The sequence below is a fragment of the Colwellia sp. NW0002-52-1 genome, from assembly GCF_057550865.1.
Map to the genome: position 1 here is coordinate 71,476 of NZ_BAAJLU010000012.1, position 15,786 is coordinate 87,261.

Annotated in this window: 11 protein-coding genes; 5 read left to right on the forward strand and 6 right to left on the reverse strand. The window is 39.0% G+C overall.

Going from position 1 to position 15,786, the window contains the following annotated elements; translation table 11 throughout:
• Positions 1 to 106: 106 nt before the first annotated feature.
• Entirely contained in the window at positions 107 to 2,017 is a 1,911-nt protein-coding gene (locus AC27H3_RS12575) for an aminotransferase class I/II-fold pyridoxal phosphate-dependent enzyme (RefSeq protein ID WP_487106683.1), read from the forward strand.
• Between the two features lie 114 nt (positions 2,018 to 2,131).
• On the opposite strand, the gene paeA is transcribed toward AC27H3_RS12575, so the two are convergent.
• Positions 2,132 to 3,442: a polyamine export protein PaeA gene (paeA, locus tag AC27H3_RS12580; RefSeq protein ID WP_487106685.1), complete on the reverse strand. Its 1,311-nt coding sequence runs from the start codon at positions 3,440 to 3,442 to the stop codon at positions 2,132 to 2,134.
• A gap of 604 nt (positions 3,443 to 4,046) precedes the next feature.
• Between paeA and AC27H3_RS12585 the strand changes: the two genes are divergently transcribed.
• Positions 4,047 to 4,304: a type II toxin-antitoxin system Phd/YefM family antitoxin gene (locus tag AC27H3_RS12585; RefSeq protein ID WP_487106687.1), complete on the forward strand. Its 258-nt coding sequence runs from the start codon at positions 4,047 to 4,049 to the stop codon at positions 4,302 to 4,304.
• Positions 4,292 to 4,591, forward strand: coding sequence for a type II toxin-antitoxin system RelE/ParE family toxin (locus AC27H3_RS12590; protein WP_487106689.1), 300 nt, complete (start codon positions 4,292 to 4,294; stop codon positions 4,589 to 4,591). The genes AC27H3_RS12585 and AC27H3_RS12590 overlap by 13 nt, the downstream gene beginning before the upstream one ends.
• Before the next feature lie 276 nt (positions 4,592 to 4,867).
• Here the strand turns inward: AC27H3_RS12590 and AC27H3_RS12595 are convergent, their stop codons facing one another.
• From AC27H3_RS12595 to AC27H3_RS12610, 4 genes are all read right to left on the reverse strand, one after another.
• A complete protein-coding gene (locus AC27H3_RS12595; protein ID WP_487106691.1) occupies positions 4,868 to 5,140 on the reverse strand; it encodes a hypothetical protein in 273 nt (90 codons plus the stop codon).
• A gap of 94 nt (positions 5,141 to 5,234) precedes the next feature.
• Entirely contained in the window at positions 5,235 to 5,978 is a 744-nt protein-coding gene (locus tag AC27H3_RS12600) for a DUF695 domain-containing protein (RefSeq protein WP_487106693.1), read from the reverse strand.
• Positions 5,979 to 6,292: 314 nt separating this feature from the next.
• The gene (gene metH / locus AC27H3_RS12605; RefSeq protein WP_487106695.1) at positions 6,293 to 10,072 is read right to left on the reverse strand and encodes a methionine synthase; all 3,780 of its coding nucleotides are present in this window, start codon (positions 10,070 to 10,072) and stop codon (positions 6,293 to 6,295) included.
• Positions 10,026 to 10,976, reverse strand: a complete 951-nt coding sequence (locus tag AC27H3_RS12610; RefSeq protein ID WP_085305545.1) for a homoserine O-succinyltransferase — start codon at positions 10,974 to 10,976, stop codon at positions 10,026 to 10,028. The genes metH and AC27H3_RS12610 overlap by 47 nt, the downstream gene beginning before the upstream one ends.
• Before the next feature lie 513 nt (positions 10,977 to 11,489).
• Between AC27H3_RS12610 and proC the strand changes: the two genes are divergently transcribed.
• Positions 11,490 to 12,302 carry a pyrroline-5-carboxylate reductase gene (gene proC, locus AC27H3_RS12615; protein ID WP_487106697.1) on the forward strand — a complete coding sequence of 271 codons (813 nt, stop codon included), beginning with the start codon at positions 11,490 to 11,492 and terminating at the stop codon, positions 12,300 to 12,302.
• 166 nt (positions 12,303 to 12,468) lie between these two features.
• Here proC and AC27H3_RS12620 read toward each other — a convergent pair whose 3' ends face one another.
• Positions 12,469 to 13,353, reverse strand: coding sequence for a helix-turn-helix domain-containing protein (locus tag AC27H3_RS12620; protein WP_487106699.1), 885 nt, complete (start codon positions 13,351 to 13,353; stop codon positions 12,469 to 12,471).
• A gap of 478 nt (positions 13,354 to 13,831) precedes the next feature.
• On the opposite strand from AC27H3_RS12620, the gene AC27H3_RS12625 reads away from it, so the two are divergent.
• Positions 13,832 to 15,673, forward strand: coding sequence for a Na+/H+ antiporter NhaC family protein (locus AC27H3_RS12625; protein WP_487106701.1), 1,842 nt, complete (start codon positions 13,832 to 13,834; stop codon positions 15,671 to 15,673).
• The last annotated feature ends 113 nt before the right edge of the window (positions 15,674 to 15,786 follow it).

Genomic DNA, 15,786 nt, shown 5'->3' on the forward strand with positions numbered 1-15,786 from the left:
TCTTTGCTCGTTAATTAATGGGGCATTTTCAACGTATTAATTTCACAATTCTCAATGCTTTGGTTATGCTACTGTTCATTATAAAATTTTATTGCGAATCCCTACTATGTTGCCTTTACTTCGTATCTTGTTAATTGAGCAAGACCCTGTCACCTTGCAAGCGCTTTCAGCTAACCTGTCGATAACTATTCCTAATTTTGAGCGCAGTGATATCCATATCGATATTATTGAATGTCTAGAGCTCAAGCAAGCGTTGGAATGTGTAGAGAAAGATGGTGATATTCAGGCTGTGGTGCTTAGTTGGGACGTACACAACAAGGTTGGCGAGCGAACTTATAGTCGCTTTATAGAGCAGTTAAAGGCGATTCGTATTGAGTTGCCGGTTTATGTTATCGGCGACGATACTAAAGGTTTGGAGATAGTCAATGAGTCTGATGACATCGAGTCTTTCTTCTTTAAAGATGAGGTAATGTCTGATCCGGAAGCGATCTTAGGTTATATGATCAACGACTTCGATGATCGAGCGGAAACCCCATTTTGGACAGCATATCGCCGTTATGTTGGCGAATCGAACGATTCATGGCACACACCTGGACATAGTGGTGGCTCTAGCTTTAGAAACTCTCCTTATATCAAAGATTTTTATCAGTTTTACGGTCGCAATGTATTTGTTGGCGACCTGTCGGTTTCGGTAGATTCGTTAGGTTCATTGTCAGATAGCACTAATACCATTGGCCGAGCCCAAGAGTCGGCAGCTGCGACCTTTGAAGTTAAGCATACCTATTTCGTGACGAACGGCTCATCCACCTCAAATAAAATCATCTTGCAGACACTGCTGCGCAAGGGTGATAAAGTTATTATCGACCGAAATTGCCATAAGTCTGTGCATTATGGCATTTTGCAATCAGGCAGTTTACCGGTTTATTTATCGAGTATTTTAAATCCTAAATATGGCATCTTCGCGCCGCCATCGTTAGCCGACATAAAACAAGCGATTGAACAGAATACCGATGCTAAATTACTGGTACTCACAGGCTGTACCTACGACGGGCTGCTGAGCGATCTGAAACAAGTGGTCGATTTTGCCCATCAACATGGTATTAAGGTGTTTATCGACGAAGCTTGGTTTGCTTACTCTCTTTTTCACCCCAGCTTACGTTATTATTCAGCCATTCATGCCGGGGCTGACTACATCACCCATTCAGCGCACAAAGTGGTATCGGCGTTTTCTCAAGCGTCTTATATTCATGTCAACGATCCAGATTTCGATGCCGACTTCTTTCGAGAGATTTACAGTATTTACGCCAGCACATCACCAAAGTATCAGCTTATAGCCTCGCTTGACGTCTGCCAAAAGCAATTGGAGATGGAAGGTTATAAGTTGCTCAATGCCTTGTTGAACCATGTTGAAGAATTTAAACAACAGATGGCCTCGCTAAAGCAAATTAAAGTGCTAGGTAAGCAAGACTTTATGGAAATATTCCCACACTTTAGTGCAGACAACATGGGTCACGATCCACTGAAGATTCTCATCGACATTAGCGAGTTGCCTTATTCATTAAAAGATATTCATAAATTCCTGCTGGATGAAATTGGCTTAGAAATAGAAAAATACACCCACAGTACCATCTTGGTGTTACTAACGCTTGGCGGCACGCGTTCAAAGATCATTCGCCTATACAATGCCTTGAAGAAGCTCGACAGCGGTAAGGTTAAACTGTCAACATCGACGAGACGAACTCGTTTGCCAGAGAGTTTACCTGCTATAGACTTAGCTTGTATCCCAAGCGATGCTTTCTATGGCGAGCGCGAATCTGTACCTATCAGTAAAAGCAATAAGCGCATTTGTGCCGGTTTAGTTACGCCATATCCACCGGGTATTCCACTGTTAGTGCCTGGCCAACATATCACTGAAGATCATATAGAATACCTGAAAGAGTTGGCAGGACAAGGGTTGACAATTCAGGGCAGTTTCGATGGCGAAATCTATGTGCTTAAAGGCAAGATTGAGCAGTAAAACTGTGCTTTAATAGCGTCACGCGCCTGTGTACTGCGCAGCAGTGTCACAAGACATTCCTGCGCAGTAAACAAGGTAACTTTAATTTAAGTTACCTTCGAGAGCTTAGGATGCTCAGTTCGTGTCACCTGTATGTATTACTGTAGGTTCAGTCAGGCGTGTGACTAAAAGCTGCTCGACTTTGAAACCATCAACGTCTATGGCTTCAAATTTATAACCGTCGAGGATCACGTAATCGGTACGCTTTGGTAGACGTTTCAATGTATAGATCAAAAACCCGGCAAGAGTTTCATACTGGTTAGCCTCGGGAAATATATCTATCTCTAGCAACTTCATCAGGTCGACTATGGGCGTTACGCCATCAACTAACCAAGAGTTGGCATCACGTTCAACAATTTGCTCTTCGCCGTGCATAGTCACTAGGTTACCCATAAAACTACTCATTAAGTCTTTTAACGTCACGAGACCTACGACCATACCATATTCGTTAACCACTATCGCAAAAGGCTGCAGCGCCGTTTTAAACTCGTTAAGGGCTTCTGACAGGGTTAGGGTCTCGGGTAAATAAAACAGTTCAGTTTGGATCATACTGTCTTTCAAATGGGCAGATTCGCCCTTAAGCAGTTGGCGTAATATTTGTTTCGACTCCACCGAACCTATAACGCGCTCCAAATGACCATCACATACTAAGAAGTTATTATGTGGGTGTTCTAGAATTTTAGCGCTGATGGTTTCGCTGTCATCATTAATGTCAAAATAAACGATAGAGTCTCGTGTGGTCATCGCGGTTGGCAAAGTACGCCCTTCAAGTTCGAACACATTACCCAGCAGGTGATATTCTTGTTGCTGCAACGAACCATGCTCTGCTCCTGCGTCCATCATGGCGACAATATCTTCGGTAGTAACCACGTCCTCACGTACTGTCGGCACCTTAAAAATACGTAAGATCAGGTTCGTAATGCTGTTAAATAACATCACAAATGGCTTTAACGTATAGGTGATTGTATTCATCAAACCAACGATTTTTACAGCAACAGCTTCAGGCATAATCATAGCAATGCGTTTCGGCAATAAATCAGCAAATAAGATAAATAACGATGTAATGGCTAAGAAAGACAGCACGAAGCTAATTTGTTCTGCCAGTGCACCTGTATACACCAGCGCCACTAATTTAGCGGTATAAGGCGTCAGAGTTTGTTCACCAATAATACCGCCTAAGATAGCGATGGCATTGAGGGCGATTTGGATCATGGCGAAGAAATTGCCGGGCTGCTCTTGCAGTCGAATAACTGCTTTGGCTTTTTCATTGCCTTCATCAGCCATAACTCTTAATTTGATTTTCCGCGCAGCGGCGATGGAAATCTCCGACATAGCAAACAAGGCACCAAATAATATCAATATGGCGATACCTAATAAGTCACTCATGTTTTTCTCCAATTCACCGAGTTGACTGGGTGCCAACTATCGTCTTACGTTACTAAAAAAGTGAGCAATTATTATTGAATATTAGTTAGACAGCAACAAAATTTATTCATAACATTGAAAAATAAAGTTATCGAATAAAAATCAACACCTTACATCGGAAGTTTAATTTTATTTTATTTTGGTTTTGTGCAGTATAATGTCATAAAGTTACTATTACAGATGCAGGTCTTGGCACTATTCAAATTCTCCCCTGTTATTATGGCGCATTAACAATTTATTATGGGTGGCTTAATAAGTTCTTTGAAGCTTGTTTGAATAGCGCTTAGCCACTTTACCACCACATTAAACAGAGCCAATTACCTTTGTGTAACAGGCAAAGCTTGCCTGAAATTCACCAGATGATGAAAAAGCAGTAAAAATAGACAACATCCCCCCTTATTTACTTAATGAATAGACCTACTAAAGCAAAAGTAACCTTCCCTTTCTATGTTTGGTTATTTTACAAAGTTAATATGAGTGGCTTGATAATTGCCAGGAAAGTTGAAACCTAAAACCTCTGTGATACTATAGTGATACATTATTTAAATACTAAATAGGGTTTATCATGAGAGTTGAACTGGTTACAACACTTAAACGTCAAGCCACCAAAATACTCGCTGAACTCCACACATCCAAAGAGCCAGTGTTAATTACTGAGCACGGCCAACCATCGGCTTATTTAGTTGATGTTGAAGATTATGAATTTATGCAACAACGGATGGCAATTCTGGAAGGTGTTGCACGGGGTGAGCAAGCAATTAGAAATGGTAATACATTATCTAATCAAGAAGCAAAAGAGAAAATGAGCAAATGGCTGAAGTAATATGGATAGCACCCGCTCTTGATGAATTAAACGAGGTTGCTGAATATATTGCTTTAAGTAATATTGCTGCAGCTAAAAAGTTAACGCAAAAAATATTTGATAAAATATCTAGGTTAGAAAGTCATCCTGAATCAGGTAAAAAGCCAGTTGAATTAAGTAACTTAAATTACCGTGAGATTAATATTAATCCTTGTCGTATATTCTATAAAGTTGATGCCGAAAAAGTTTATATTTTACATGTCATGCGTCAAGAGCCAGATCTACGTAGATTTCTACTACAGAAATAATAAGTCGTGGTCTGTCCCCGGCTACTCAGTTCAATGGGTTATTTGATACCAAAAGAGCCAAGAGTCGAATCGCACAGTTCAACAACTAAAAGCAAAGGCTAGCATGACAAAACTTAACATACCTTTCATTGGTTTAGATACTGAATAAATGGGATTAGGGTCTGAGCGACGCCAAAAATATCAGTTAGGGTGACTGTCCTCGTTAATTCTGGTTATTTTACAACGTTATTATGGGTGGCTTGATAAATTCGCTTGATAAATTCGATAGTTATGTTGCTACGACACCCAACCTAATAACTTGGGAAAAACTTGAATTAAACCAGTCTGTTGCCAGATAGGATAACCTAATATACCAATAGTTAAACCCCAAAATAAACCAAACCATATAGAGTTTTCTGGATTGTTACTTTTAGGCCAAATCACACCACGCCCTGCAAATGACAAGACAAAAACCAAAATAAGAATTTCAAGGATTAACCAACTAGAGAAAAGAGCTGCTAAAGCTAAGGTAATAAATGCGAATAGTACCGACAATCCTTTAGGTTTCATCTAAATCCTTTTTGCAACATAACGCTTAACATATGGGGATTTTAGGAGCGCTTTTTCAGCGAGTAAAATTCCCACCATGATGTTTTTGTTACACCTACTTTTTCTCGACACTGGTTTCCCACCCGTCATACCGACCACCTAACTCTCGTGCTTTTCTGCCTAATTTAATCGTATGGTTGGTTATATTCCCAAGATACATTGCTCCAACATGACTAAATTTTGTGTAGCACTCAGAGCTATCTTCATCTTTACCGGTAAAATGTAATTCATAATTTTCTGACTTGGCCCATTCTGCAAAGTAATTGCATGAAGAGTCACTTGGGAAATACGCCCAGTGGATAACTTCCCTCTCTTTATCTTTCATATCGCCGTTTTCAGACAGTGAATCCAAAACTTTCAAATCCTGAATTACCTGCCAGTCGTCATCTGTTGGATAAAGCTGATCCCAATAGAATTTTTTGTCTGTATCTTTCTCGTGCACGTACTGCATTTGGTAAGAAGTTTCAGCTGTTACTTCAGCAATTATTTCTAATGCCTGCTTTTCTTCTCTGTTTAGATAAAAATAAAAGAAACGATGACCATCAACTGTTACGCGCCCAACATAAACACCGCCAACCTCAGAAAATTTTTCATCTAGCATTTCATCAATTTTAGATAATTGAAGATACTCCTCATTTGTTGGCATGCCTGTTTCTGATGGGTTTTTAAGTGGAAGTTTGATTCTCAAAACGTTGTGACGAGGGTCTGATTCTGCAACCTCTCCATAACCGTGATTGTAGGATATCCAAGCTTGGTCTTCGCCCATCGTTGCAGGGAATGTATACCAAATATCTAGCACGACCTCTCCTTGTAGGTGTAACAGCTTATTAGACAGATCAGATCCCACTTTCTACAAGCAAGACAACCCAACTAATGAATATTTGTTAAAATCAATATACATAACTTAGTATTTGTATTCAATAAGTTAATACCATCAGTTGAAAAGCCCAACGTAAAAAAGCGGATTAATTTTGCCTTCGACAAGAAAGCAGGAAACACACGCAATTTATATATAAACAAAGCACAATAAAAAAAGTGACATAACCACTTAAGTTATGCCACCTTCTACTTTAATTACAAAAAACCATAAATCTAAGACTTCTAGAAAACAACCTACGAAGGCTCATAATCCAAATTAGCCGACAGCCAGCGTTCAGCTTGTGGCATGGTCATTTCTTTTCGAGCGGCGTAACTTTCTACTTGGTCTTGCGCTACTTTGGCTACCGCGAAGTATTTAGATTCTGGGTGGGCAAAGTACCAACCGCTTACCGCTGCGCCTGGCCACATGGCAAAACTTGAGGTTAATTCCATACCAATGTTTTCTTCAACATTAAGCAGCTGCCATAACAAACCCTTTTCGGTATGCTCGGGGCAGGCAGGATAACCGGGGGCAGGTCGAATGCCTTGGTATTTTTCACGAATTAAATCGTCATTTTCTAAGTTTTCGTCTGGTGCGTAGCCCCAATATTCTTTACGAATTTTCTCGTGTAGATACTCAGCGCTTGCTTCGGCTAATCGGTCGGCTACGGCTTTAATTAAAATGCTGTTGTAGTCGTCGTGCTCGGCGTCGAAGGCTTTGACTAAGTCTTCTACGCCAAAACCTGCCGATACCGCAAATGCGCCAACATAATCGTTAATACCCGAGGCTTTGTCGGCCACGTAATCGGCTAAACAGCGATTATATTGTCCGCTTGGTTTTTTACTTTGTTGACGTAACTGATGCAGTTTCATTAACGGCTCGTTGCGCGTTTCATCAGTATAAAGCTGTAAATCATCTTGCTCACGATTAGCTGGAAACAAGCCAAACACGGCTTTTGCGGTTAGTTTTTTGTTGTTGATAACATCGTCTAACATGGCGTTGGCGTCATTAAACAATTTAGTTGCTTCTTCGCCGATAACTTCATGTTTCAATATTAACGGATACTTACCTGATAACTGCCAAGTCATGAAAAATGGCGTCCAATCGATATAGTTTCTAACAATGTTCAAATCGATATTATCAAGTACACTGACGCCTAATTTGTTCGGCACTTTCGGCGTGTAGTGATCAAATGAAATTGGCACGGCATTAGCGCGTGCGTCTTTTAATGAAATTAAGCTTGAGCGTGGGCCTTTTTTATAATGACGTTCGCGCACTTTTACGTACTCAGCATTTTGGCGTTCAACAAAAGCGTCTCTGTGCTCGTCTGAAAGTAGCGTACTAACTACCGATACTGAGCGCGATGCGTTCGGTACATACACTACAGGATGATCATATTGCGGCGCTATTTTTACCGCCGTATGAGCTTTTGAAGTAGTCGCACCGCCAATTAATAACGGCAACTCGAAGTTTTGTCGCTTCATTTCTTTGGCAACATGCACCATTTCGTCAAGCGATGGGGTAATTAAGCCCGACAAGCCGATAATATCGACCTTTTCTTCCCGGGCAACCCGCAAAATATCTTCACACGACACCATTACGCCTAGGTCGATAATTTCGTAGTTATTACATTGCAGTACTACGCCAACAATGTTTTTACCAATGTCGTGAACATCGCCTTTTACGGTTGCCAGTAATATTTTACCGTTCGATTTAACTTCGGTTTTTTCGGCTTCGATAAACGGGTTTAAATGCGCTACCGCTTGTTTCATTACCCTTGCAGATTTAACCACCTGCGGCAGAAACATTTCACCAGCGCCAAATAAATCGCCAACAACATTCATGCCGTCCATTAACGGCCCTTCAATAACATCTAAAGGTCGTTTAGCTTCTAATCGTGCTGCTTCTGTATCTTCAATAATAAATTCGTTTATGCCTTTCACCAATGAGTATTCTAGGCGTTTGTTCACCGCTAATTCACGCCATGAAAGATCGGCTTTACTGTTTTGGCTACCGGCTTGGCCGCGAAACTCTTGGGCAATATCAAGTAAACGTTCGGTTGCGCCATCGTCTGAATTTTGAATAACATCTTCAACCGCTAAGCGCAGGTTGTCAGGAATATCAGAATAAATCGCTAATTGCCCAGCGTTAACTATGCCCATATCCATGCCATTTTTTATTGCATGATAAAGAAATACCGCATGAATCGCTTCACGTACAGGGTTGTTACCACGGAACGAAAACGACACGTTAGATACGCCGCCTGAGATCATCGCATGGGGTAAGTTTTGCTTAATATCGCCTACTGCTTCAATAAAGTCGCGCGCATAGTTGTTGTGCTCTTCAATACCAGTGGCTACAGCAAAAATATTCGGGTCGAAAATAATATCTTCTGCTGGGAAGCCAATTTCATGCACCAAAATTTGATAAGCACGTTTACATATTTCGTATTTACGCTCGCGAGTGTCGGCTTGGCCTTTTTCGTCAAACGCCATAATAATAACCGCAGCGCCATAGCGACGAAGGAGTTCGGCTTGTTCGCGAAAGTTGTCTTCGCCCTCTTTCAAACTAATGGAGTTAACCACCCCTTTGCCTTGAATGCACTTTAAGCCGGCTTCTAAAATATCCCATTTAGACGAGTCGAGCATAATCGGCACTTTCGCAATATCTGGCTCACCGGCAATTAAGTTTAAAAAGCGTACCATGGCGGATTTTGAATCCAACATGCCTTCGTCCATGTTGATATCAATAATTTGCGCGCCGTTTTCCACTTGTTGCAAGGCAACGGCAATGGCTTGGTCGTAGTTTTCTTCGGTAATTAAGCGTTTAAAAATAGCCGAACCAGTCACATTAGTACGTTCACCCACGTTAACAAACAAGCTATCTTCTTTAATGGTTAGCGCTTCTAAACCCGATAAACGACAGGCAATTTCTTTTGGCTTAATTTCACGCGGCGCAATGTTAGCCACGGCTTGGGCCATGCCTTTTATATGATCAGGCGTGGTGCCACAACAGCCGCCAATAATATTTAAAAAGCCAGAGTTTGCCCATTCAGCAACATGTTTGTCCATCTCTTCAACGGTAAAGTCATATTCACCAAAGGCATTAGGTAAACCGGCATTAGGATGAGCAGACACAGCTGCGTCTGAAATTCGGCTTAATTCTTCAACATATTGGCGTAACTCAACCGGGCCAAGTGCACAGTTTAAACCAAATGAAATCGGCTTAGCGTGGCGAAGTGAGTTATAAAAAGCTTCGGTGGTTTGGCCCGACAATGTGCGACCTGATGCGTCAGTAATCGTGCCTGAAATCATCACAGGAAAGCGCTCACCGCGTGCTTCAAATACGGTTTCAACAGCAAAAATAGCCGCTTTTGCGTTTAAGGTATCGAATATAGTTTCGATTAAAATAATGTCACTGCCACCGTCAAGCAAGGCATTAGTTGATTCAATATAAGCATCTTTAAGCTCATCAAAGGTAACATTACGATACGCTGGGTCGTTTACATCAGGCGATATTGAACAGGTACGGTTTGTTGGCCCTAACACACCGGCAACAAAGCGCGGTTTATCAGGGTTTTGTGCAGTAAATTCGTCAGCCACTTCACGCGCTAATTGCGCTGCCGCTAAGTTAATAGCTGCGCTGTAACCTTCCATGTCGTAATCGGCCATGGCAATGGTGGTGGCATTAAAGGTGTTAGTTTCAAGAATATCAGCGCCAGCGACTAAATATTCACGATGAATGGCTTTAATCACCTCCGGCTGCGTTAGCACTAACATATCGTTATTGCCTTTTACATCACTATGCCAGTCGGCAAACTGTTCGCCGCGATAGTCTTGCTCTTCAAATTTATACGCTTGGATCATAGTACCCATTGCGCCATCTAAAATAAGAATACGTTTATCTAACTGCGCTTGTAATAAACCATAAGAAGCTGATTGAACTACTGGGGTTTTTGGTTCAGCGTTTGACTGAGTGTTTGATTGCTTAGACACGAGATTTTCCTGGGTGAATGGCTTTAATATGGTCTGCATCTAATTGATACGGCGTAATTTGATAAACGTAGTAGTTTAACCAGTTGGTGTAAAGTAAGCTGCCATGGCTGCGCCACATGTTAATCGCTTCTTTTTCTGGGTCATTATCGGTAAAGTAATTAACCGGTATTGTAACATCACCGCCAGCGGCAATATCTCGAAAGTATTCTTCGCTGAGTGTGCTTGCATCGTATTCTGGATGGCCAGTTAAATAGACCTGCTGTTTATTTTTGCTCGCGGCTAAGTAAACTCCACCCTCTGCAGATTCAGCTAATATTTCAATATGTTCAAGTGACTGATAATCAGCTTTGTCGATATAACCATAACGAGAGTGCGGTACACTAAAAGTTTCATCAAAACCGCGAGTAAGCTGTTCATCTGGCTTTAAACAACGATGGCGATAAACTCCTGATAACTTTTGCTTTCGCAAATGTCGCTTCAAACCATAATGATGATAAAGCGCGGCATGAGCAGCCCAACAAGAGAACATAGTTGAGGTAACGTTTTGTTCTGCCCAATCAAATACTTCGCAAATTTTATCCCAAAAGGTTACTTGCTGATAATCTAATAACGCTAGCGGTGCACCTGTAATAAGTAAACCATCGTATTGTTTGTGTTTAATATCATCGAATAAGCGATAGAAATTATCTAAATGCGCTTGCGGTGTATTTTTAGATTCGTTTGCATGAATACGAACAAACTCAACATTTATTTGCAGTGGCGTATTCGCCAGCATTCGTAGAATTTGCACTTCGGTTTCAATTTTATTCGGCATTAGGTTAAGAATCGCCACTTCCATAGGACGAATTTCTTGATCGGCGGCGCGACGTTCAGACATGACGAAAATATTTTCTTTGTCTAAAATCGTTAAAGCGGGTAATTCATTGGGGATTTTTATGGGCATAGCACTAACCTAATATCTGAAAACCGTTATAGCTGTATTAATTCTAAATTGACTTAATCAGTATAAAATAACGCTGAAAATCAGCTTTTTTATTTACTAATTTTATCTCAGTATAATGTGACTTGGATTTCTAGCTATGTCAACCTCTAAACGTATAGACGTCTAAAATAAATTTAACTAACTAAAGTGTTACTTCTTTATATGCGAAGCAACTTCGGAATAATGCTTTTACATCTAATGATATTAACTGCTGGGCACAGTATGACTTGAAAAAACTATAGTTCTAACACGTTAGAGAAAAATAGCTGAGTTAACAGCCACTGAGCAGCCCACTAAGTATCTTATTAAATGACTTTAACGAACATAATTGATAAAAATAAACATTACTCCTGTTCATTAGCAATATATAGCTACTACAGCAATTTTTAGGAAGATCTTAATACCAATAATAATTACCTTCACACCAAAGGGGGTCAATCTTAGATTCCCATATACGCAAAGGTGTTAATTAATATGAAGAAAAATATATTGTTTTTTGGTGCAGGTCGAATGGGCGGATCAATTCTTTCAAAACTTATCAATGAGTGCAGCGAATATTATAATTTTTTTATTGTAGATCCATTTGTTGTTAAATCTCCTGGTGAATTTAAAGGCAAATGCCAAATCTATAAAGACGTAAAAGGCTGTACTCAAGAAAATGTCACCTTTGATGTTGTTTTTATTGCAGTAAAACCACAAATGTTTTTAGATGTTGCACCTCAAATCAATAGTATAACAGCGAAGTATACGGTCATTATTTCAGTTATGGCTGGTATTAGTTGTGAAAGTATTGGTTTAGGTGTTAATAATACCCAGCAAATTATTAGGAGTATGCCAAATATTGCTGCCACCGTTGGTTATTCTGCTAGTACTTGCTTCGCAGGAGAGCATGTACTTGAGTCATCGAGAAAGCAAGCTAGCGAAGTAATGGAAACCGTTGGAAGCTGTTACTGGGTTGACGATGAAGATTTACTTCATGCAGTTACAGGTGTATCTGGTAGCGGTCCAGCTTATTTCTTTGCTTTTGTAGAGGCAATGAGTGCGGGTGGTGAATTAATGGGGCTAGAGCCTGCATTAGCAAATAACTTAGCCGTTGAAACTATGATCGGTGCAGCAATGCTTTTAATTAAAAATAATGATGCTACACGCTTGCGACAGACAGTAACAAGTCCAAATGGAACCACTGCAGCAGCATTAGATAGTTTAAGCTATGCGAATTCGTTAAATAAACTCGTTCATAGCGCAATTAAATCTGCAGTGGAAAAATCTATTGAGTTATCTAAATAATATATGAACAATAAATTTTAAATTTTTAAACATCGGTAGTAAAAATATTACTACCGTTACTTAACTTTACAGTTAGGAATATCATAAGTAAGCAGTAGGTAATAAAAATAGGCTGAAGTAATCTATCTTTTAATTTAAAATACTTGCTCACCCCCCCCAAAAAAAATTAAGCATTAATATTTCTAAAGTCTCTAGGTGTCATGCCGAGTACAGTGAGGAAATTATGATTCATTGTTGCAGTACGAATATACCCTACATCATAAGCAATAGTCGTTATTGATAAATCAGTATTTTTTAGTAGTTCAGTTGCTCTTTTAACACGTTCCTTAATTATATAGGTGTGTATAGTTTCTCCTGTCTCTTTTTTAAATGATCTTGCCATATGATAACTGCTTAATCCGCCTACAACAGAAATTTCATCTAAAGTTAATGAGGTAGAAATATTACATTTAATGTAATCTTTAATTCGTCTTAATACTGTAGGTGATAACCCTCCTTTAGGACGATTAATAACATTTTTTGCATTCGAATGGTTTTGTAATAACTGCATACCTATACATGAAATGATAGCTTCAGAGTATGCGCTACCAAATAATTCTGATGAATTACCATGGGCGGCTAAACCAGAAATCATACTAAACAAAACTTCATCATCAACACTGTATTTCGCATCAAAAAGAACATCCGAAGGTGAAATAGACTGCATAGTTTTTTGAAATAACGACTTTTGATCAAGGTATAGCGCGATATATTCAGATGTACCGTCACCATTTGTTTCACATGTTAGGTCACAACCCGCGGGTAAGATTAAAATTTGCTTTGGTGGTAACAGTCCTTTCCATTTAGGGCCAGTATGAGTAGTTAGTTTAGGCGCTTCAGTATACTGTGAAGTTCGACAATAAATTGCCAGTTTATCTGTAGTCCAATCACAATATTTTAATCCGCTATATTGACGAGGATACTGTTCTATTTGGTAACCATTGCCTGACTGAGATGATAGGCTAGGCATTAAATCTTTATTTGTTAATTCTCTTGAAATTAAACCAGACATTATAGGCACCTTGGTATAAGTGGCTTACTTAGCGTAATGGGTTAGATTAATTTAAATCCTATTTTGGTCATATACGAGATCAAAAATAATTAAACTTTATAGTCGATGTTTCCTTACAGCAAAATACAATAATAATGTTCTAAGATCTAGTGGACAATTTTCGGGTTAGTCAATTTAATAATAATGTAGTTAGTTAGGATAGCCACTATAAAAAAATTAAACACTTGATAAATATATATTAATATTCTGTCATATAATTTAACCTTACCTATACATTTCAAATATTCGAGTTTATTTGTACAGCATTAAGCGCAATATATGGGATAAACAGCACTAAAAGGAAAGTATAATATAGGTATTTGATTAACAATTTTCTTATTAACTTTGGATTTTCTTTAATAATTTTAATTACTCATAAGCGAACAAATTTTATGGGTGTTAATGCATTACAGATATAAGCTGCGTAGGAAAATGCTCAATGCCAACATACAGTCAACACAAAACCCCGACCAAGCAAAATGGTTTATTAAAAAGAAAATCAATTGGTTTGAGGGGTAATGTTGCATTAACTTCGATGCTTAAAAATATTTTCAAGCCTGCCTCTGTCGTTTTAATATTAGGTTTAAGTCTTTCTTTATATGTGAACTTTTATGTTCCTCCTACTTGGGTTGAACAAAAGAGTACCTTTCAGGTAACTGAAAATGAAAAAGGAGAAAAATTTTACGTTCAGGGAGATAAAAAGAAAATAATTAATAACGCTATTCCCTATGCTGAATCTTTATTAAATCAAAAATCACTTAACGCTTTGAAAGCTACGCCCGAATTAAAGGAGCAATGGGTAGTTGAGTCTATTGTTATTGAAGAAGAAAGTTTAAGTCGATATTCATTGTTGGAGGCTAAGTTTCATTTTGGAATATGGTCTTTACTGCCTGCTTTTTTAGCAATATCCCTATGTTTAATTACTAAAGAACCACTAACGGCTCTCTTTTGCGGAATTTTGTCTGCGTCTTTAATGTTAGGAAGGTTTGACATTACAAACGATGTTCTAATTCCAAACATGGCAACTACCGGATCAGCAGGAGTAATACTATTATATTTATGGTTGCTGGGTGGTTTAATGGGGGTTTGGTCTAAAACTGGTGCTGCTCAAGCTTTTGCCAACTATATGACCAAGCATTTTGTACGCGGGCCCCGCTCAGCGAAGTTGGTTGCTTGGTCACTTGGAGTATTATTCTTTCAGGGAGGGACAGTAAGCACTGTTTTGGTTGGCACAGCTGTTAAGTCAGTTGCAGATAAAGAGAATGTTAGTCATGAAGAATTAAGCTATATAGTTGACTCAACTGCAGCGCCAATCGCTATTGTTATAGCTTTTAATGCATGGCCAGCCTATATACAAGCATTGATATTTGTTCCTGGGGTTACCTTTCTAAGCACTGAAACAGAAAGAATGCAGTTCTTTTTTAGTAGTATCCCCTATAGTTTCTATAGCATTATAGCTGTAATCGGAACTTTACTTTTAAGTTTAAATATCACACGTTTTTCTGGTAAAGGTATTAAGGAAGCGCAGAAAAGAGCACAAGAGCAAGGTTTACTTGATGCCATAGGCTCTAAACCATTAATATCAAAGGAATTTCACACTAGCAGCGTACCTTCTGGCTACAAACCTAACGTATTAGAATTTATTGTGCCTTTATCTTTATTAATTCTTGTAGCAATAAGCACATATCTATACATGGGAACTCCACAAGTGCACTGGGCTTTCAGTGCGGCTTTGATTTTATCCGCATTGATAGCTCTATTAAAAGGGATGCACTTAAGTAACCTTATAGAAGGTTTCGGCGATGGGCTTAAAGGTGTTGTGGTTGCATCAATATTAATAATATTAGCCATTACAATTGGCACGCTCAACAAAGAAATTGGCGGAGGACTTTATTTAATTGAAATGTTAGGTTCTTTTTTACCCTTTTGGATATTACCTGTAAGCCTGCAAGTGTTAACCATGATTATTGCTTTTTCTACCGGTTCAAGTTGGGGGACTTATGCTGTATCTTTCCCCCTTGCGATGCCTCTTGCTTGGGCAGTTTGTCAGTCTAATTCTATAGCACATCCAGAGCTGTTTATGACTATTTGTTTTACGGCAGTTCTTAACGGCAGTATTTTTGGCGATCAATGTTCACCAATATCTGACACGACTATACTTAGTGCAACAGCAACTGGTTGTGACTTAATGGATCATGTTAAAACTCAATTTATTCCCGCTATTTTTGCGGCTACTTTAGCGGGTGCTTTGTGGACAATTATTGCTTTATTTTTTGTATGATATTAAACAATGAACCACCTAAGCTTTTTGCTAAAAAAATAATATAATTTGTATTTTCTCAATTTAGCCTTCGGCTACCTACATAGTTATTTAAATTTAAGTAAGCACAATAT